This is a genomic window from Acidobacteriota bacterium (assembly GCA_016716435.1).
Classification (GTDB): domain Bacteria; phylum Acidobacteriota; class Blastocatellia; order Pyrinomonadales; family Pyrinomonadaceae; genus OLB17.
Window position 1 is genome coordinate 1 of the sequence record JADJWI010000008.1, and the last position, 17,916, is coordinate 17,916.

At 54.6% G+C, this 17,916-nt stretch carries 16 protein-coding genes, 2 pseudogenes and 1 riboswitch; of the genes and pseudogenes, 10 read left to right on the top strand and 8 right to left on the bottom strand.

The annotated features are described in order from the left end of the window. Positions 1-225 precede the first annotated feature (225 nt). The 5 genes from IPM21_12050 to IPM21_12070 form a co-directional block, all read right to left on the bottom strand. Positions 226-549 (bottom strand): hypothetical protein, encoded by a 324-nt coding sequence (locus IPM21_12050; protein ID MBK9164615.1) that lies wholly within the window; start codon positions 547-549, stop codon positions 226-228. 903 nt (positions 550-1,452) lie between these two features. Then, complete coding sequence (locus tag IPM21_12055) at positions 1,453-1,650, bottom strand: hypothetical protein (protein ID MBK9164616.1); 198 nt, start codon at positions 1,648-1,650, stop codon at positions 1,453-1,455. An 835-nt stretch (positions 1,651-2,485) separates the two neighbouring features. After that, positions 2,486-2,674 (bottom strand): hypothetical protein, encoded by a 189-nt coding sequence (locus IPM21_12060; protein MBK9164617.1) that lies wholly within the window; start codon positions 2,672-2,674, stop codon positions 2,486-2,488. Positions 2,675-3,328: 654 nt separating this feature from the next. After that, on the bottom strand, positions 3,329-4,339 hold the full coding sequence (locus tag IPM21_12065) for a hypothetical protein (GenBank protein MBK9164618.1): 1,011 nt from the start codon (positions 4,337-4,339) through the stop codon (positions 3,329-3,331). Between the two features lie 387 nt (positions 4,340-4,726). Next, entirely contained in the window at positions 4,727-4,990 is a 264-nt protein-coding gene (locus IPM21_12070; GenBank protein MBK9164619.1) for a hypothetical protein, read from the bottom strand. A 368-nt stretch (positions 4,991-5,358) separates the two neighbouring features. Between IPM21_12070 and IPM21_12075 the strand changes: the two genes are divergently transcribed. From IPM21_12075 to IPM21_12090, 4 genes are all read left to right on the top strand, one after another. After that, positions 5,359-5,508: a hypothetical protein gene (locus tag IPM21_12075; protein MBK9164620.1), complete on the top strand. Its 150-nt coding sequence runs from the start codon at positions 5,359-5,361 to the stop codon at positions 5,506-5,508. 203 nt (positions 5,509-5,711) lie between these two features. Further along, on the top strand, positions 5,712-5,936 hold the full coding sequence (locus tag IPM21_12080; GenBank protein MBK9164621.1) for a hypothetical protein: 225 nt from the start codon (positions 5,712-5,714) through the stop codon (positions 5,934-5,936). Positions 5,937-6,255: 319 nt separating this feature from the next. Then, positions 6,256-6,465 carry a protein kinase gene (locus IPM21_12085; GenBank protein ID MBK9164622.1) on the top strand — a complete coding sequence of 70 codons (210 nt, stop codon included), beginning with the start codon at positions 6,256-6,258 and terminating at the stop codon, positions 6,463-6,465. Positions 6,466-6,706: 241 nt separating this feature from the next. Continuing rightward, positions 6,707-6,997, top strand: coding sequence for a hypothetical protein (locus tag IPM21_12090; GenBank protein ID MBK9164623.1), 291 nt, complete (start codon positions 6,707-6,709; stop codon positions 6,995-6,997). A 278-nt stretch (positions 6,998-7,275) separates the two neighbouring features. Here IPM21_12090 and IPM21_12095 read toward each other — a convergent pair whose 3' ends face one another. Continuing rightward, positions 7,276-7,551, bottom strand: coding sequence for a hypothetical protein (locus tag IPM21_12095; GenBank protein ID MBK9164624.1), 276 nt, complete (start codon positions 7,549-7,551; stop codon positions 7,276-7,278). Between the two features lie 129 nt (positions 7,552-7,680). Between IPM21_12095 and IPM21_12100 the strand changes: the two genes are divergently transcribed. From IPM21_12100 to IPM21_12120, 5 genes and pseudogenes are all read left to right on the top strand, one after another. Then, entirely contained in the window at positions 7,681-8,238 is a 558-nt protein-coding gene (locus tag IPM21_12100; protein MBK9164625.1) for a hypothetical protein, read from the top strand. A gap of 191 nt (positions 8,239-8,429) precedes the next feature. Continuing rightward, positions 8,430-9,165: pseudogene (locus IPM21_12105) on the top strand (polyphosphate kinase 2 family protein). 69 nt (positions 9,166-9,234) lie between these two features. Further along, positions 9,235-9,343, top strand: a riboswitch (TPP riboswitch). 74 nt (positions 9,344-9,417) lie between these two features. Beyond that, positions 9,418-11,350 (top strand): annotated as a pseudogene (gene thiC / locus IPM21_12110) (phosphomethylpyrimidine synthase ThiC). Positions 11,351-11,918: 568 nt separating this feature from the next. Beyond that, complete coding sequence (locus IPM21_12115; GenBank protein ID MBK9164626.1) at positions 11,919-14,126, top strand: discoidin domain-containing protein; 2,208 nt, start codon at positions 11,919-11,921, stop codon at positions 14,124-14,126. A 57-nt stretch (positions 14,127-14,183) separates the two neighbouring features. Beyond that, positions 14,184-14,714: an SH3 domain-containing protein gene (locus tag IPM21_12120; GenBank protein ID MBK9164627.1), complete on the top strand. Its 531-nt coding sequence runs from the start codon at positions 14,184-14,186 to the stop codon at positions 14,712-14,714. A 187-nt stretch (positions 14,715-14,901) separates the two neighbouring features. Here the strand turns inward: IPM21_12120 and IPM21_12125 are convergent, their stop codons facing one another. Both IPM21_12125 and IPM21_12130 read right to left on the bottom strand, forming a co-directional pair. Continuing rightward, positions 14,902-15,078, bottom strand: a complete 177-nt coding sequence (locus tag IPM21_12125) for a hypothetical protein (GenBank protein ID MBK9164628.1) — start codon at positions 15,076-15,078, stop codon at positions 14,902-14,904. 27 nt (positions 15,079-15,105) lie between these two features. Next, a complete protein-coding gene (locus IPM21_12130) occupies positions 15,106-15,930 on the bottom strand; it encodes an alpha/beta fold hydrolase (GenBank protein ID MBK9164629.1) in 825 nt (274 codons plus the stop codon). Positions 15,931-16,261: 331 nt separating this feature from the next. Between IPM21_12130 and IPM21_12135 the strand changes: the two genes are divergently transcribed. Further along, positions 16,262-17,818, top strand: a complete 1,557-nt coding sequence (locus IPM21_12135) for an oligosaccharide flippase family protein (protein MBK9164630.1) — start codon at positions 16,262-16,264, stop codon at positions 17,816-17,818. The last annotated feature ends 98 nt before the right edge of the window (positions 17,819-17,916 follow it).

Genomic DNA, 17,916 nt, shown 5'->3' on the forward strand with positions numbered 1-17,916 from the left:
AATATGTGCCGTTGGTTCCGAGCGATTGGTTACCAGCGATCCACCGATCTCGACGTCGCCAAAGCTGAACGCGTTGCGTCCGAAGAAAGATAGACGCGATCGACCCAGCTCTATGAATTGATCGGAGAACCGGAAGTTCTTGAGCGGCCCAATCGACCGTGATCTGCGAGCCAAGCGAGGCGGATTAGGCCTGGATCGTATTGACGCGAAGATCCGGCAGGTCATTTAGAAGCTTGAGTTTGTGCAGAGTCCTGATTGTTCTCTGGCGGAAATTAATTTTGAACCAGCGTTGTAGAAATCGGTTTCTACGAAAATGATCACGTCACCCTGCAAAAACAGCGGAATATTCACGACCTGGTTCTGCGGGTATTCGCCGTCGATAGCAAGGCCGCCCGGCCGCGGGAAGGTGCCGAGGTTAAAGAGCTGATTATTGTTGATCAGAAGGTAAACGCGGTCTGCCCAGTTGGGGTTTGGACGGTTGCTCCCGTGCCGAAATTTCTTGACCGTCCAAGAGATCGGCATCGCACCGTTGATGACCACCGGCGGCAACTGCTTATCCGTAACCCGCAGGTCCGGCGCAAAGCTGCTGATATCGATCGCTTTCGGCTTGGCTCAGGTTGTTCGTTTCGCCATTGCCTTTAGGTCGAACTCAAAGAGCGAATTGTAGGCATCGGTCGCGGCGATCAAATAGGGATGTCCCATTGAGGCAGTCGGAATCTAGGATAAACGAGGGGTCAACTCTGCCCCCGTTCGAGGCTTCTTTGTTCCCGCCGTTGCCCTGAGCAGTTTGTCGTTCATTGGATCATATGTCCTGATCTGCCGAGAGATAGAGCCTCGCGCCGGGCCCCACCCGCATCGAACGCACCTTGGTTGAGCACGGTTTGGGAAGCCAGGAGCCCTTGGCCGGCAAATCTGCGAGCTCGGAGCATTTATCGGTGCCGGAATGGTAAGATCCGGCGGCGTGCCGAGCACATTCAATCGCAGCCGCCAGCCTGACCCGGCTATCATATCCCCTATTGTTGTTTTCGTCGTTGAATTCGTAAACCTGGCTTTGAACGCGCCCGTGACAACGAAGACGTAATATTTGCCAAAGGTATTCTGCGGAAGCGTGACGCCGAAGTTTGAGACACTGCAGTTTCCGCCTTGATGTAAGAGCGGAGCCATTTCTGCGCCACGCGCCGATGACTGGATCAACGCCGTCGAGGACGGCATCGCGAGAAAGAATGATCGTATCGGTCCAGTTCTCGATCTGTCGCCGGCACCGGCCGTCGCCGTTGTTCGTCACCGTCCACGAAACAGTTGACCGAGCTCCGCCAAATCCTTCGTCGGGGGCCTGCACATTCGAGAACCGCAGATCAAAGGAGTGTAACGTTGATCGTGATCGAACGCGTGTTCAGGCGGTTTGTTTCGTTCTCTTCGTTGACCGAATTGTTGGATGCTGTGGTATGACGATCAAACGATAGTTTCCGGAGATGCCCGAGGGATGCGCACTGTCGCCGATGCGAAATAGTCTTCGCCTGTATCGAGAAAGCTGTCGTTAGAGGTTGTCGCAGCGACGTTGCGAAGTTGAGCGACGGTCGGGGCCGATGTAAAGCCGGTCGGTCCAGTTCGAGCGTCGGTCGGGCCGGTGCCCATGTTGGAAACGTCCACTGGACCTGTATCTCTCTGATCGTAGATTGCCGGCGGTTAGGAGTGGCAATGTTCGTGACCGCTAAATCGGGTCAGAAGCAGAATGTCCTGAACCGAACGGCGAGAATGTGACGTTGTTAGTTTTCATTGGCAACCCTCGTTTACATTGCCGAAAGCGTCGGTGCGGACGTAGATGAGGTAATTTCCGGTCGCGGAGATCGAGTCTGGTCGGGATCGTCACGTTCTGGACGCGGTTGACGGATGATCGCCAGGCGCAACGGGCTGGTTGAGCAAGAAACTCACTCGAGCAGGACATCGCCGCCAACCCGGTTATTGGTCGAGAAAAAGACACGTTCCCAACATCGGGTTGAGGCGGAGTCCGGTATTGATGGTCGTCCATTGAGGCGAACTGGGTGTCGAATCGACCCCGTCTGAGGAGCCCACTCTGTACCCGAAGGTCGGGGACTTGGTATTCGAACCGAGTCGAGACGCTCGTGGTGTTGATGGTTTCTGCCGGTCTGCCGATTATCCTCGAAAAACCCGATTGGCAGGATCGACGACAACAGATCAACGCATCGCTCGAATCGTTAAGCACCGGAAGTGTCGGCACGGTATCGGTCGGAGAAAACGATTGCGATTGGACAACTGCGAAGGCGGGACTGACCCGCTGAGTGATCAGGATGTCATCGGCATTTCCGATCGTTTGATCGAATGGAGAAGTAAACGTCATGACCGAAGCCACTCTGTGTTGCCGAGCCTTGCGTTCTAACATCCCAGTTGATAGTGAACTGAACTCCGGGTTCGATCTCCGCTGGAATCCTGAACATCCTCCGCGATCAGGTCTGGGAGGTTACGTCTACCTGATCGGAACGAACGCGTAGTTGTCCTGAAAGTTGCCGTTCCGCTCCGGAACATTTCGCCCAACCCGGTAGAAAGATAGTAGGTTCCGTCGGTCGGGATCGCGACTCGATGGAATGTTGATATCCGTTGCCGCGAATACCTTCGACTGGCCCGGAGCGAGAACGCCCGCGTTGTCGAATTTCATCCCAACGAAGCGTCACCCGGGTCATTGAAAGTATCGGGTCCCGCGATAACCAGATCCGTTCGCGGTAACTGCCGGTCGCAACCTTTTGCCGTTATTTGTAACATCGTGATTTCCGCACTGAAGTTCTGAAGTACATTGACTGTCGGCGGTGCTACCAGGTTCGACGCAGCGTTAGATTGGCAGATGCCGGTGCGATGATCGACCGTCGTTCTCGCCGTGTCGAGCCTTCTGTAGCGATGATGTCGGAGCTGAAACATATGGTGATGGCGGGACCGGAAAGGATGGTCGTTGCATCGAAAAAGTGTTTACCGAACCCTCAGGGATAAACACGCTGGTGGAACGGTCATCGCCGAAGGATCGGTGGAAGCCAGCGAAATGGTCGCAAATCGCCGGCCGGTGCGGGATCGGACAGCGAGATCTGACTTGGAACCTGAACGGCCTCGAGCAAACGGAAAGAGGAACGGGCCGCCAAGCGATATGCGGGATTTCGGAACCGGCGGACACCGCGCCGAGCTGAGCATCGCCCCGGTCATGTTGACGAGTGCCTGAATTCTCCGAAAGAGCTCCGGTTGTAGAGCACAACCTCGTCCGCCACCTGAAGGCAGTCAGCCTGAGAGCCGTAACGCCATCGCCCTTCCTATCGTGAAAGGCGCGTCATTGGTGCCGATGGTCCGGTTTTCCGTATGCGCTACAACAAGCTGGCCGTTCTTGTAGAGGCGGAACTCGTTGTCCTCTCCGAAGAGCGAGATGCGTCCATGTAGAGATCAGTTCGTGGCCAAAGGCCGCAACCCGAGACCCTCCGGATTCGTGGATGACGTCAATGAACGGTAGGTTGGGTCCAAGTCGACGCCAACACAGGAAGTTAGGGAGCCGGTGCAGCAAGCCTTTCCCAAAGAAATAATGCTCGCGTTGATCAGCCTGAATGTTCACCCAACCCGCCAATGTGTAGGAAGCGTTTGTGAATTCCAGGGAACCATTATCCGGGATCCCAACGAGAAGGTTCCGCATTACCGTTAAAGTAGAAGGCGTGCTGAATCCCAACTGTCCGCCGGTAAAGTAAGCCGCCCGCAAACCTCCGTCATTGTTTCCAAACCAATCTTCAGCGGTAAACATCTTCCGCCACCAGAGACCGTAAGCGTTGGCGTCGATCTGTGGGCCGCCCTGGACCTCCGGTTCCGTCGCATTCGAGCTGCCGCCAGCAAGCCTCCCTGATAAAACGCGAAGGGCTTCTGCGTTAAACGTCTCGAAGCGATCGGTGCCGTTCGAACCTCGCAATGGCGATCCGTTGGTGCCCGTCTTGACCGGTTCGAACATCAGCGATCTGCGAGCCGTTCGGCGACCAAACCGGCTTTCAAGAGTCTCGTGGGGTTCCTCGATCCGGTCGATCGTGTTTGAGTCCGTTCGGAAGGGGAACGCAAATGCCTGACCGGAAGCGGTCGCACTCGAAAAGGAGTTTTGCCCGTCAGGCGAAGCAGGCCGTCGGGAAGACGTCGTAGGACTGGTCGTTTCCGTCGACCACCGTTTCTTCGCCGGGTGCCATCCGGATTTGCGGTATATCGCGGTCGCTATCCAATAGACCTTTGACCGTTGTGAGAAAAGAACATGATACTGCCGCCGCCTTGCGTCAACACTCTGAAGGCCGGTGCCGGGTGAATTGCGATCCAAATGGGAAAGTTCCGTTCGAAGACAACCTTCGAGCCATCAGGCGAAAGAGCCGGACGGAGGTGGAATCATCTGAGGAGATTTGGGATCTCGGTCAAGCCAGTCCCGTCGGAGTTGATAACCCAGATCCGATCCTCGAACACGTGTTCAAATGTGATCTTCGACCATCCCGCGAAAAGAGAAATTTCTGCCTGTCGATGAATGAAGGTCGACGTCGTTGATTGAACCCGGTCGGGTCCATTATCCGTAAAAAGCTCGCCCGGGATCGGCGTGATGGAAGTCACGCATCCGCTGCGTTCGAATAGGATCTTTGAACCATCAGTGAGAATACGCGGTTCGGAATCGGCGAGAAAGGTGAAGTAAGAAACATCGTTCGATGGGCCAATGTTTTCAAGCTTCTGAGAGTATTGTCCAGCTCGACCAGGAAAAAGCCCGGAAACGTTCTGCAGCTTGTCTTGCTCGCTCGCCTTTCTTGCACTTGCAGGTGATGAGGGTCCGCAACCGACGCACTGTTCTTCCGACCACGGTGGCAACACCCCGCACTGACGCCGAAGTGGATGATGCCCAAACGACAAGCGAAAGCGATGCGGCTGCGAGTATTGACAAAACGAAGCGGCGAAGCGGGACGAAAACGACGATTCCTGGGGATCCCATTTGGCTTTCTCCTAGATATTTGTGTCTCTGGGCAATAAGGCGTGAATGAATCGAGCTTTGGACCAACCGAAAAAGTTTCCGATTTGCCCGAGATTGGCTGTATAATCTGAAAACTTCTCAACTTATGCCTGAGCTGAACGAAGTGACCGAACTTCTGAGCCGGATCGGGAGCGGCGATAAGCATGCCCCGATGAGCTCTTTGCGGTCGTTTATGATGACCCGCGCTTGCTCGGGCCTATTTCGCTACAATGAACGGCCGGAGCACACGTCAGGCGACCGCCGGTCCATGAGGCCTACATACGTTTAGTCAACTGGGAGCAGGTTAGCTGGGCAGAACCGGGCTCATTTTTGCAGTCGCCGCCGAAGTGATGCGAAAAGTACTTATTGACCACGCGTGCCCGAAAGGCCGCAAACGAGATGGCGGGAGATCGCGTTCTACCGAAGAGACGGTCAGCCTCGCCGCCAGGCAAACAAGCCGATCGATCTCTTTGAATCTGAGGACGCCTGGCAGAGCTTGAAACCGCGATCCGCGGCAGGCTAAGGTTGTCGAGTTTGCGCTGGTTCGGCGGTTCATCTATCGAAGAAAACGGCGTATCTGCTCGATGTACTGGCGACTACCGTCATGGGAGAGAATGGAGCTTTGCGAAGGTTGGCCGCACGTGAACTGACCAGAATTGGAGGCCGAGATGGACCGGAGAAATGGTCAAACTCAGAGAGATCTTTGCACAGGCCGAGGGCTCTGGAGCCCGGTGAGCGCGAAGCCCTGGTCAGCGAAGCTGCCGAAGGTGATGCTGAGCCTGCAGGGGAGGTAATGTCGCTTAGCTCACGTGACGAGACGGCGAACATACTCGAAGCAAATGCTTTCGACCTGTCGAAACGCGTGTTTGCGGACCAAAACACCCAAGGCCGGCTGACCTTGGAAGTTATCGGATCGTTCGCGAACTAGGCAGCGGGCGGCATGGGTGCCGTGTTCCTGGTCGAACGTAGCGATGGCGAATTCAAGCAAACACCGCGGTTTTGAAGTTAGTTCGAAATACCGCTGCGGACGCAGAAACTGAACGACGTTTTCGCACGGAACGCGAGATCCTTGCGGGTCTTCATCATCCGAACATTGCCCAACTTTACGACGGAGGCGTTTCTGAAAACGGTGAGCCTTTCTTGTGATGGAATACACTGACGGCCTTCCGCTTAACGAGTATGTTCGTAGAGCCAACAGTCCGTTGAATGTCCGCGCTTGATCTCTTCCTCAAGATCTCTGTTCCGCCGTGGATTATGCTCACCGCAAACTCACAGTTCATCGCGACCTTAAGCCGCGTAATGTTCTCATAACATCTGAGGGGGAGCCAAAGCTGCTCGATTTTGGCTTGGCAAAGCCGCTCGATGAGTTGGCGGCGAAAAGATCAGACCGCGACGGTGTTCCGGGCATTCACGCCGGCATGGCGCCTCGCCGGAGCAGGATCCCGGCAAGCGGGTGACGATAGCTCGACATTTATAGCCCTCGGTGTGATCTTTACGAGCTCACCCACCGATTCGAAGCCGTTCTGTTTTTGACGGACGTACAGCCTGAGGGGAGATCGTCCGAAACGATAACCGGTTCCGATCCCATGCGTCCGAGTTCCGTAGGCAAAGGGAAGCATTCTCGTGTCTAGGGTGGTCGGCATCGCGTCCGATCTTGATACGATCGCAGGAAGCGCCCGAGAGGGAGCCTGAGCGGCAGTGGTGACCGCGGGAGATCCGCCGCTGATGTGCTTGGCGTTTCTCGACGGAATGCCGATCCTCGCCCGTCCGGAGCACTTTCGTACAGAGCTTCGAGCTGGGGTTCGTCCGGCGAAACGGAAATCGCTCGCGTTTGGAAGGCTTGGGTGGCCAGCTTGCTTTCGGGCTTGGGGTATCCATCTGCGGCGGAAGTCGCTCGGCCGAACGCGACCGTCGCGGAGCGTTTTGCAGGACGTAAGAAAGCCTTCGAACCCGCTTCTTCGAGATCACACCAAAGATCGAGACCCTTGAGGGCTCGACTGACGCCCGAGAGATCTTGGTCAAGCGTTCTTGAGTATCCTCGACAGCCTTGCGAGGAAGCTGCCGGCGATAGCGAACTTCAGCAGAGCTCGCGGCCGCTTACGAGAAGATCGGTGAATTGGCAGGGCCATCCGAGCAAGCCAAATTTGGGGCGACCTTGCCGGTGCACTTTGAGTTAAGAGAAGGCAACGCCATTAGGGCTCGCGCCAACCCGAAGAAAAAAAAAGGCGCCGGAAAACCTACGGCTTCTTGCTGAGAACTTTCGTCATTTATCCGATGCCCGTTACGGGCAGGAGATACTCAGGGACGCTGTTTGCGCTGAACGGTCGCGGGAGATCTATGAGGGGCTTGTGAGTGCTCAATCCGGTGGCGATGTTTCGGTGTAGGGCTGGCGTATTTGCGGGGATTCGACCGAGCTTTCGCAGTATCATCAGGCGAATAATCAGTATCCGGAGGCGATAGCGTTCGCTGAGAAAGCGATCGTCGGAACTGCGGAACTTCCTGCCGATGCCCGTGAAACCCGCGAGGAGTTCTTCGTTACGCACGCCGACCTCGGCAATTCGCTATCGTGGAATGGCGAACAGGAATTGGGCCGAAGCGATGATTGCCATCGCGGTTGGCGGAATGGAGAAACTCCTAGCCGAAAAGCCGAACGACGCCCGGACGCGCATTTGATGTTGTTTATATGCTCGCCAGCGGGATCTTCGAGGACATCGTCAACGAGCGTTCGCTGGAGTTTGCCGGAAAAGGCCCGAGCGACGGCTCAAAAGGGCGTAGAGATCGACCCGGCCGATATCCAGTTCCGTCATAACCTCGCCCGGTCGAATTATCGGGTCGCGGTTGCCGCCGCAAACCTCAAGCGAAGCGACGAAGCATTGGACACGCTCAAGATCGCCGGAGACGCAGTTCCTTGCTCTGATCGAGCGCGCCGCGAAACCGGTTCTACCGCCGGACCCTGGCCGTATTTTACACGCGGGCTGGACTTGCACGCCGCCTGTCGCAACGACCTGGCTGGTTCAAACGCTGATTTCGTCCGCTCGCTAGAGCTCTGGCAGCAAGTGGCCGAAAGCGATCCCGGAAACAAGAATGCTCGCCGCGACATCGCTCTTCGCACCGGTACCTTGCCGAGAACCTTTTCGAAACTCGGCGAAAAAGCGAAAGCCCGCGAGCACTTTCCGACAGCCGTTGATGATGCCAACGGACTGAAGAGCGAGGTCGCTCCCCGAAGTTGATGTTAAGCCCATCGCCGAGCTTGAGACCGTAATGGCGAAACTTTAGCCGCAGTTAACAAACCAAATGAACATAGATCATTCCAGGATCCTGGCCGGCAAGAAGGTCGATCTTTCAAAGTTCAAGACCGACGACACGGACGGCTACAAGGACAAGATCAGGCCCGCGAGATCTTGCGAAGAACATCGAACGGATGACGGAGCTGCAGGATATGCTTTATGCCCAGGACGTTCATTCGCTGCTCGTCGTCTTTCAGGCGATGGACGCGCCGGCAAGGACGGAGCGATCAAGCACGTTATGAGCGGTGTGAATCCGCAGGGCGTTTCGGTCGCTTCGTTCAAGGCTCCTTCGGCCGAGGAGCGAGACCATGACTTCCTTTGGCGGCATCAGAAGGCCCTGCCCGAGCGCGGGAAGATCGGCATCTTTAACCGCTCGCATTACGAGGAAGTGCTCGTCGTCCGCGTTCACCCGGCGATCTTGCGGCTGCAGCTCCCGCCCGAGATAAAGCATGACAAGAACATCTGGAAAAAAAGATTCGACCACATCCGCGACTGGGAGCAGCACCTCTACGAGAACGGGACGCACGTCCTGAAGTTCTTCCTGAACGTGTCACGCGAGGAGCAGAAAGGAGTTGCCGGACCCGCATCGAGGAGCCGGAGAAGAACTGGAAATTCTCCGCCGCCGATGTCAGGGAACGCGGACTCTGGGACGACTATATGAATGCCTACGACGACGCGATGGAAAATACGTCCACCGACCACGCTCCGTGGTACGTAGTCCCCGCGGATAAAAAATGGTTCACCCGCCTCGCCGTCTCAGAGATAATTGTCAAAAAGCTCGAGTCAATGAACCTTCATTATCCTAAGGTCAGCGAGGAACAACTTGCAGCACTCGGAGGAGCAAAATCGACGCTCGAAGCCGAACGCTGATCGGCGGCGATACGGCCGCCGGGATTGTTCGGGAATGCCCCGGCGTTCTACAATGGTTACCTAAGCAATACAAGTTTTCAGGGGAGCATTCTGCTGAGAGTTGCCGGGCATGCGCCGGGCATTACCCTAAAAACCTGATGCGGATAATACCGACGAAGGGAGAAAAACGATGAGAGAGAATAAAGAAGTCAGAAATCAGAAGTCAGAAGTAGAGAATTCGAAGGGGGGCAGCAGAGCAGCGATCAGGTTAAGTTGCCGGCTTCGCAGAAGGTTTATGTTGAGGCGGATGGTTTGCGGGTGCCGTTTCGCGAAATATCGCTGTCGCCGTCGCGTGAGATGGACGGGACGATGGTTGAGAATGCCCCCGTGCGTGTTTATGACACCAGCGGGCCGTGGACTGATCCGGCCGAGCGGCAGAACGTCCGCGACGGGTTGCCGGCACTGCGTCGCGATTGGATCGTCGCTCGCGGAGACGTAGAAGAATACGAAGGCCGCGAGATATTGCCGCAAGACAATGGCTACTTAACGAAAGGTGCGGAGGAGATTGCCCGCGTTAAAGATAATGGCGCTTGACGAATTTCCCGGACTCAGAAGAGCTCCGCTAAGAGCGAAGAATGGAGCCTGCGTCACGCAAATGCACTACGCACGCAAGGGAATCATCACGCCTGAGATGGAATATGTGGCGATCCGCGAAAACCTCGGCCGCAAGTTTGGAGTCCCGGCTTTAGCCGGCATTCTCGGCGAGAACGGCGGGCCGCCTAAAGGCGGTACTCAAAGCGATGATCGCTCCTCGCTTTACCATCAGCACAAAGGCGAATCTTTCGGAGCCGCCATTCCGGAATTCGTAACGCCCGAATTTGTCCGCGATGAGGTCGCCCGCGGGCGTGCGATCATCCCGGCGAACATTAATCATCCCGAAAGCGAACCGATGATCATCGGACGCAATTTCCTTGTCAAGATAAACGCAAATATCGGCAACTCCGCCGTTGCCTCATCTATTGAGGAAGAGGTCGAGAAGATGCGTTGGTCGACTCTGTGGGGAGCGGACACGGTAATGGACCTCTCAACCGGCAAGAACATCCACGCAACCCGCGAATGGATACTTCGCAATTCGCCGGTGCCGATCGGAACGGTGCCGATCTATCAAGCGCTGGAAAAAGTGAACGGCAAGGCCGAAGACCTGACCTGGGAGATCTACCGCGACACGTTGATCGAACAGGCCGAGCAGGGCGTTGATTATTTCACCATCCACGCCGGAGTTCGCTTGCCTTATATTCCGATGACGGCGAAGCGAACCACAGGAATAGTCAGCCGCGGCGGTTCGATAATGGCCAAATGGTGCCTCGCACATCACGAAGAGAGTTTTCTTTACACCCGTTTCCGCGAGATCTGCGAGATCATGCGGACGTATGACGCGGCGTTTAGTTTGGGCGACGGTCTACGGCCTGGAAGTATTGCGGACGCGAACGACGAAGCTCAATTTGCCGAGCTCGAAACGCTCGGTGAGCTTACAAAGATCGCCTGGGAAATGGATTGCCAGACAATGATCGAAGGCCCGGGCCATGTGCCGATGCATTTGATCAAAGAGAACATGGACAAGCAGCTCGAGGTCTGCGGTGAGGCTCCGTTCTACACTCTTGGCCCACTGACGACAGATATCGCTCCCGGATACGACCACATCACCAGCGGAATTGGTGCCGCGATGATCGGATGGTTTGGCACGGCGATGCTTTGCTATGTTACGCCCAAAGAACACCTCGGCCTGCCGAATAAACAGGACGTTAAAGAAGGAGTTATCACTTACAAGCTTGCAGCTCACGCCGCCGACCTTGCAAAGGGCCATCCGGGAGCGCAGTATCGTGACAACGCGCTATCGAAGGCGCGTTTCGAATTTCGCTGGGAAGATCAATTTAACCTCGGACTAGACCCTGAAAAGGCAAAAGAGTTTCACGATGAAACCTTGCCCGCAGAAGGCGCAAAGCTTGCCCATTTCTGCTCAATGTGTGGCCCTCATTTCTGCTCGATGAAGATCACCCAAGATGTCCGAGAATACGCCGCCGAACAAAACATCGAAGCCGAAAAAGCCTTAGCCGTCGGCATGAGCGAAAAGGCCGCGGAATTCAAAGCCACCGGATCAGAGATCTATCATGGAAATCTACCGGGCGGATCGGTAGCGGACCACTGATCTGCGGGTGTTGGTGCAGAGTTTAGCCGCAATATCCATTGCGTCATTTTGGCCAGTGCCGAGAATCTGGCCTGGCTTGTGGCTGTTCTAATTGGCTCGTCGCAATTTCGGTCTCCCGCATTCCTCTTGTTGTTCTTTGCTGTGACGATGACCCGTGTCCGACGACAATGCGGTGGGTTTTTAGCCTTAACTTTCAGTTTGTTGGCTCATGTTGGATAAAACACATTAAGAACTAGGAACCGTATAGTACTTGGTGTAAGCTTACGGGCATTCAAGCCTTTTTCATTTTCCCAGCCATATGTCAATCGCTGTGAATAAGGGACTAACCAGTCTCTCCGTTTTGGCGTTTACACTCTCGTTTCTCAACGAGAACCGCATTCCTAAAGTGTTAGTCGTCTGTTAAGTTGGTTTTGCCGGTCGAACGAGCAGTGTCGTGGACCACCAACAAACACCGATGAAGTGCATAAGAATCGAAAATCGAAAGACTGAACCTCGGTTCTCGCAGAACATTCGAAAACGGCGAAACTCATCCAGACCTTGTAACTGTTAAAGTGAGGCGATCAATAAAATGATAAATAATCTGCGGAACGCGCTTGGTCATTTTCGAGCGGGCTTCATCCTGTTAATTGCGGTGGGGATCATTTTTACCCCAACAATATATTCCCAGTCATGGAGCGATACACGCTTGATGACGACCGTCGGCAGTGTTCTCTACACTACTGAGCCGAGTGGGGTCTTGTTCAACACAAATTTGACGACGGGGGTAAAAACCTCAGTAGGTACCGGCTTTCAGAACGACAAGTTTTTGTTTTCCAATGGCACACATCTTTACAGCATTGGCCCGAGTGGTGATCTTAGGAAGCATTTCCCCTCGACGACCGTCGCCACGGGCAATTGGAGGGATACACGTTTGTTGACGACCGATGGTAGTAACTTTTACACGATCGAGACGTCCGGGTACCTTTACCAAACAAGTTTCACGACCGGTGTTAAAACGAGAATAGGAGCTAGAACCTGGCCCGGGGCCAAGCTCATTTTTGCCGAAAGCGGAATGATCGCGATAATTGGGTATCCCCAAGTTTATGGGATCAATTCGACAAACGGCGTAGCAGCCACCTATGGTTCGCCTGCTCTTTTGAGCAGTACCCGTTTGGGCGCTAATTTTCCCGGCGCTGATCTTGTATCTATCGAATCGTCCGGGCTCTACCGCACTTCTTCGGCTTTTACGAAAACCCGAGTAGTGGCGGCGTGGGCTTCTGCGAAGTTTCTATTTTTTGTTGGTCCGCAATTGTGGGTAATAAATGGTGACGGACTCCTTTATCAAATCGCATATTTGAGCGATGGTGGATATTCAAAGCGCTTTCCGCCCGCATCTCCAACACCGAATCCGAATTCGTTCGCGCCTACTCCGGGAGGCAACGTTGCCCTTGGAAAATTAGCCACCCAATCAAGCAACATTGGGTCACCCTGGGCTGCTACGGAGGGAGTGGCTTCCCTCGCGGTGGACGGGAACACGAATGGGAAGTGGTTTGGTAAATCAGTTACGCACACGGCGAATGGGAAAACCACGGATCCGTGGTGGCAGGTGGACCTCGGAGCGGACTTCAATGTCAACAAGATCGAGATCTGGAATCGAACTGATTGCTGCAGCAAAGAGCTTTCGAATTACAGGGTCTGGACAAAATCAGCGGCAGGTGGGTGGGAAGAATTCTCTCCGGGACTGAAAACTTATGTGCCGGGTGAAACATATCCGCGTACGTTTACGGGCAGCAAACAAGCTAGGCTTGTTCGCGTGCAGATAGATGGCCCCAATGCGGTTTTAATGCTCGCGGAGGTCGCCGTTTACGGGTCACCTGTGAGTTCGGGCGGTGGATCCAATGTTGGTATAACTTCGGCTGAGCAAGCGCTCTGGGATACGGTCAAACAAATCAATTCCAAGGCGGGTTATGAACAGTATTTGATCAAATACCCGCAAGGGACATATGTGGAAAGCGCTCGTATCTCGATAGCTGCAATTACGGGCCAATCCGCCACCCCTACGCCGCAACAGGGCGGTGATTCGGAAGATGAGAGATTCTGGGCCCTGGTCAAGGAAGCTGGTGTAGCAAAGGGATATCAGGAATACCTCAATAGGTTCACATTTGGAAAGCACAGGGATGAAGCAACTCTAATGTTGAACCTTAAATCTGGCGCTTCAGGATCACCCACCCCGCCTCAGGGCAACGATTCAACTGATAGGGCAAAGGAGCAGGCATTATGGGAGACCGTCAAGGGAATAAATACCTTGGATGGGTATGTGGATTTCTTAAAGAGATATCCGGAGGGTGTATATGCAGAAAGCGCGCGGATCTTGATGAAGTCAGCCACGTCTGCCGCACCGGCAGCAACTCCGACGCCGGCGGCGACTCCGACGATTTCGGATGATGAAAGGACCTGGAATTTGATCGCTGGCAGTCTGGACGTCGGGGACTACGAAGCTTATTTGAATGCGTTTCCGAATGGAAAATTCAAAGGGGAGGCCAACGTAAAAATAGCTCGGCTGAAACCTGCAAAGAAAGATCCACCTGCAGCGAAAGAGAGGGAGTGTGTCGTGAACCGCCTCGTCAACTTGCGGGATGATTACAACAAAGGAAAGATACTCGGCACACTTGCCAAGGGCAGAACCGTTATTTTCATTGAAGAACAGGCAAGTTCGATAAGGGTCGGTGAGAGCCGAAGCGGCAGGCTCATTTCGCTCGGTTGGGTCTTTTACCAATATCTGGATTGCGAACCCTGATCCGTTGGGATTTCTTTAGTTGGAGATCTCGATCAAGTGAAATAGATAGGAGAAAAAATGATTGTAAAAGTTTTGATCTGCGGTTTGTTGATAGCTTTTTGCGGAACGCTCAATTTGTTCGGTCAAGATGATTGCGGCGTTGATGCGTATGTGATTGATAAAGACCCAAAAGGTCTGAACGTCCGAGACCAGCCAAGTGTTAAAGGCAAAGTCTTAGCGACGTTAAAGACAGACCCGAATTCAGGTGACGGCCCGGGATCTATTTTGGTTCGTGTAACGGGGTATTCGAACGGCTGGGTGAAAATTGTCAGAGCCTACGGAGATAGCGGCTCTTTGTTTGAGGGCACCGGTTGGGTCTCGGCTAAAATGGTGGCGACCGGAACCATGGGACCGATCGGACAATACAACAAGCCCGCTGATCTTTACGCGGCGTCCAACACAAATAGAAAGATCGGGACGATCCCGAGTGAATCCGAAGTGTCAATTGCCGGTTTTACCTGCAACTGGGTAAAGGTCAAATACAAACGGAAGATCGGCTGGATCAAGGCTTCAAACGTCTGCGGCAGCCCTGTTACGTCCTGTTCGTAGAGTATTGTAACGGTTTGGACAACCCTGGAATCAACTGGTGTCCTTAGCCGCAGGAAACAAACGTAAGTGAACGACAATCTCCGACGGCTTTCCTTAATACGAAAGATCGTCGGGGGTTTCATATCATCTCAAATTATTCGCAGCGCAGATCGTAGCGTCTTTCTGTCATTCGCTCTGTAATGAGCGGCTATTCCGGCAACAAACGCCACCCCCCGGAATCTACGCCGCCGTCCACGACATCGGCATTGTCTACCTGCCGAACGGCAAATACCTCTATATCAGTGTTTTCGTTACCGATTCGAAAGAAGATTTCGACACCAACGAAAGGACCATAGCCGACATCGCCAAAGCGGCTTGGGATCATTTCGCAGCAAAAACGAAATAGCCCGCATCAGCGGTTTATGAACAGGTTGTAAGCGGCGATCGCTTCGGGGCTTTCGAATAGAGACGTGTGGCCTCCGCCGGCAATTTCAACGAACTGGCGGGTTTGACACGTGTTGCAATCGGTCATTTGCTGTTTGAATGTGGGCCATGAGAACAACTGGATCGGCGAATCTTGCATTCCTTGAACGACGAGGATGTCGGATAGATGGCCGCTCGTGAAATTTAAGAGCGAGCGGTCCATATATGCCGAGGGGTTTGCTGTCGTTGTTCCGTAGGTTTGCCGGAGCAGATTGCAGACGGCGCTTTGCGGGACCTGGCCGTTTTCTTCGAGTCCGCATCTGTAGACAAGATTTAGCGGCCCCGGAGCATTTGCGATCACACCGTCGGTCGCATGCATCGTGTTCAATCTGGTGACAATATATCCGCCCTGCGAATGTCCGATCAAGAAGATCTTATTCACCTTTCTCTTTAATGCTTTTCTGGAGTAATGCTTAACCCAAAGCAATGCCGCTTCTGCTTCCAGAATGCCGTCACCCAGCAATCGGCCTTCTTGAGGATAAGCCACGCTGACGATCATCATATCTGTTCGAGCGGTGATCTCCTTTACTCTTGCCAAAGTGTTTTTTGCGGCGGGAATGATCTGTTCGTCGCTCGCAACAGTTCCGTGGAAGGCGACCAAGACATCCACGAATGTGTTAGTAGGCTTATCAATTACAACATCAACGCTTATGTTGTTGTAGGTAATTCTCCGCACCTCTTGCGCGCTATGCGACATGCTGAACAGCAGGACGCCGATAAGTGCAGCTAGCAAAATGCGTGGTTTGATTCTCATTCTTAAAGTCACTTTAGCAAAGGAAGCAGGAATACATTAAGACGCAGGCCGCCGCCAAAAGGCCGAGAGAGTTCGCAGCATGGATGAGCTCCAATTACCGCTGCCCGGACCAGAGCGAAACGGCCGAGTTCCACCGAAAACCCCACGATAAACGACCAAAAAGCATTGACTCACCGCCAAAGTGAAATATAACCCCTAAAAAAGTATTCACGGGTTACGGGGTTTTTATCGTCATCGTCAATGCCCCGGTCGAGAACGTGGACTTCCTCCCGGAGCCTTAAGAAGGCCCAGCCGTTTGCCCGGGGATTTGGCTTCGGCTTAAACTCCCAACGTGGAAGCGGATGAAAAACAGATAGCGGCCGGGGCGGGCGATCCGCAGCACTCGGCCGCAGGTATGACGACCCGCGTCGTGAAGGGTTCGCTCTGGACCCTTCTCGGCCAGGTCGCTCCGCTTGCCGTTTCGCTTGCGGCAACTCCTTTCACCATCCGCCTGCTCGGTGCCGAAGGCTACGGCGTATTTATCCTCGTCGGGCTGATTCCCGCTTATCTCGCATTTGCAGATTTCGGGATGTCGCTCGCCTCTACGCGGTTCGCGAGCGAAGCTTTCGGCCGCGGCGACCGGAAAGAAGAGGCCGCGGTCATCCGCACGGCCGTCGCGGTCGCACTTGCCGGCAGCGTTCCCGTAGCTCTTGGCCTGATCATCTTTGCCCCGCAGGTCATTTCGCTTTTTGCCGTTCCCGAGAGCTTTTTCGCCGAGGCCGCGGCCGCACTTCGCATCACCGCGGTGACATTCGTCGTCAACATTCTTTGCAGCATTCTCAACACGCCGCAGCTCGCCCGGCTCCGGATGGACCTAAACACGCTGATAAATGCCGGGACGCGGATCGCCGGACTTATCGCAACGCCCTTGGCCATTTATCTCGGCTATGGGATCGTCGGTGCGGCCACGGTTCTGCTCGCGGCGATGCTGCTCAATCTTGCCGGCCATATTTTCTTTTCCGGTAGGCTCTTGCCCGAGCTTTTCGGGCTCGGGATCAGCCGCGAGAAGCTCCGTCCGCTTCTTAAATTTGGAGCAGGGCTGGTCATAAGCTCCATTGCGGCGGTCGGGCTCGTAAATGCCGAGAAAGGCATACTCGCCGCCGTAGTTTCAGCCTCCGCACTTGCCCATTACACGGTCGCATTTACGGCCGCCTCGATGATGACCCTTTTCGCCGGGGCGATGATCCAATCGCTGATCCCGGCATTTTCGCAGTTGCAGGGTGAGGAGGCCCGCGAGCGGCTCAACGGGCTTTTTGAGCGGGGAGTGCGGCTTTCAATGATCTGGGCAATTCCGGCGATGATCTTTCTGGCCATTACGGCAAAGCCATTTTTCACCATCTGGGCCGGGGAAGAATTTGGCCGCGAGAGCACCTTGCCGCTTTATCTGCTTTTGGGCGGATTGCTATTCAATATCATCGCCTATCTGCCGCACGCCGCAATTCTCGCCTCCGGAAGGAGCGATGCTCTCGCCAAGCTTTACTGGCTGGAGCTTGTGCCTTATGCCGCCGCCGTCTGGCTGCTTGCCTCGCGATACGGAGCCGCCGGTGCGGCCGCCGCCTGGAGCCTTCGCGTTATCATTGACACCTTTCTGCAGTTTTATCTCGCTATCCGCTTTGGTGGAATCACATTTCGCCCGCGATTTCCGATCGGATGGCTGCTCGGCGTCGCCGCCGCCGCCCTGCCCGCGGTTTTTCTGCTCTATTACAACGCCTACACGCTCTTTCCGCTTCTTGCCGTCCTTTTAGGCTTAGCGATCTACGCCGCAATGACGCTCCGGACGCTCCTGACCGCCGAAGAGCGTACCTGGCTCACCGCCCGCATCTCCCGCCTGACCCGCCGCGCCACATAACCCTCCGCCTTCAAGCAATTTTTAACACAGAGCCCACAGAGACCACGGAGATGTTGTATAAATAGGAACTACGGCTTCCCAGAACCGCTGATTCGCCG

What these genes read in the sequence shown, in the direction of transcription:
- IPM21_12115 (MBK9164626.1), top strand. Translation starts at nt 11,919, where the DNA reads ATGATAAATAATCTGCGGAACGCGCTTGGTCATTTTCGAGCGGGCTTC.
- IPM21_12130 (MBK9164629.1), bottom strand. Translation starts at nt 15,930, where the DNA reads ATGAGAATCAAACCACGCATTTTGCTAGCTGCACTTATCGGCGTCCTG.
- IPM21_12125 (MBK9164628.1), bottom strand. Translation starts at nt 15,078, where the DNA reads ATGATCCCAAGCCGCTTTGGCGATGTCGGCTATGGTCCTTTCGTTGGT.
- IPM21_12120 (MBK9164627.1), top strand. Translation starts at nt 14,184, where the DNA reads ATGATTGTAAAAGTTTTGATCTGCGGTTTGTTGATAGCTTTTTGCGGA.
- IPM21_12060 (MBK9164617.1), bottom strand. Translation starts at nt 2,674, where the DNA reads ATGAAATTCGACAACGCGGGCGTTCTCGCTCCGGGCCAGTCGAAGGTA.
- IPM21_12100 (MBK9164625.1), top strand. Translation starts at nt 7,681, where the DNA reads ATGTTGTTTATATGCTCGCCAGCGGGATCTTCGAGGACATCGTCAACG.
- IPM21_12075 (MBK9164620.1), top strand. Translation starts at nt 5,359, where the DNA reads ATGCGAAAAGTACTTATTGACCACGCGTGCCCGAAAGGCCGCAAACGA.
- IPM21_12070 (MBK9164619.1), bottom strand. Translation starts at nt 4,990, where the DNA reads ATGGGATCCCCAGGAATCGTCGTTTTCGTCCCGCTTCGCCGCTTCGTT.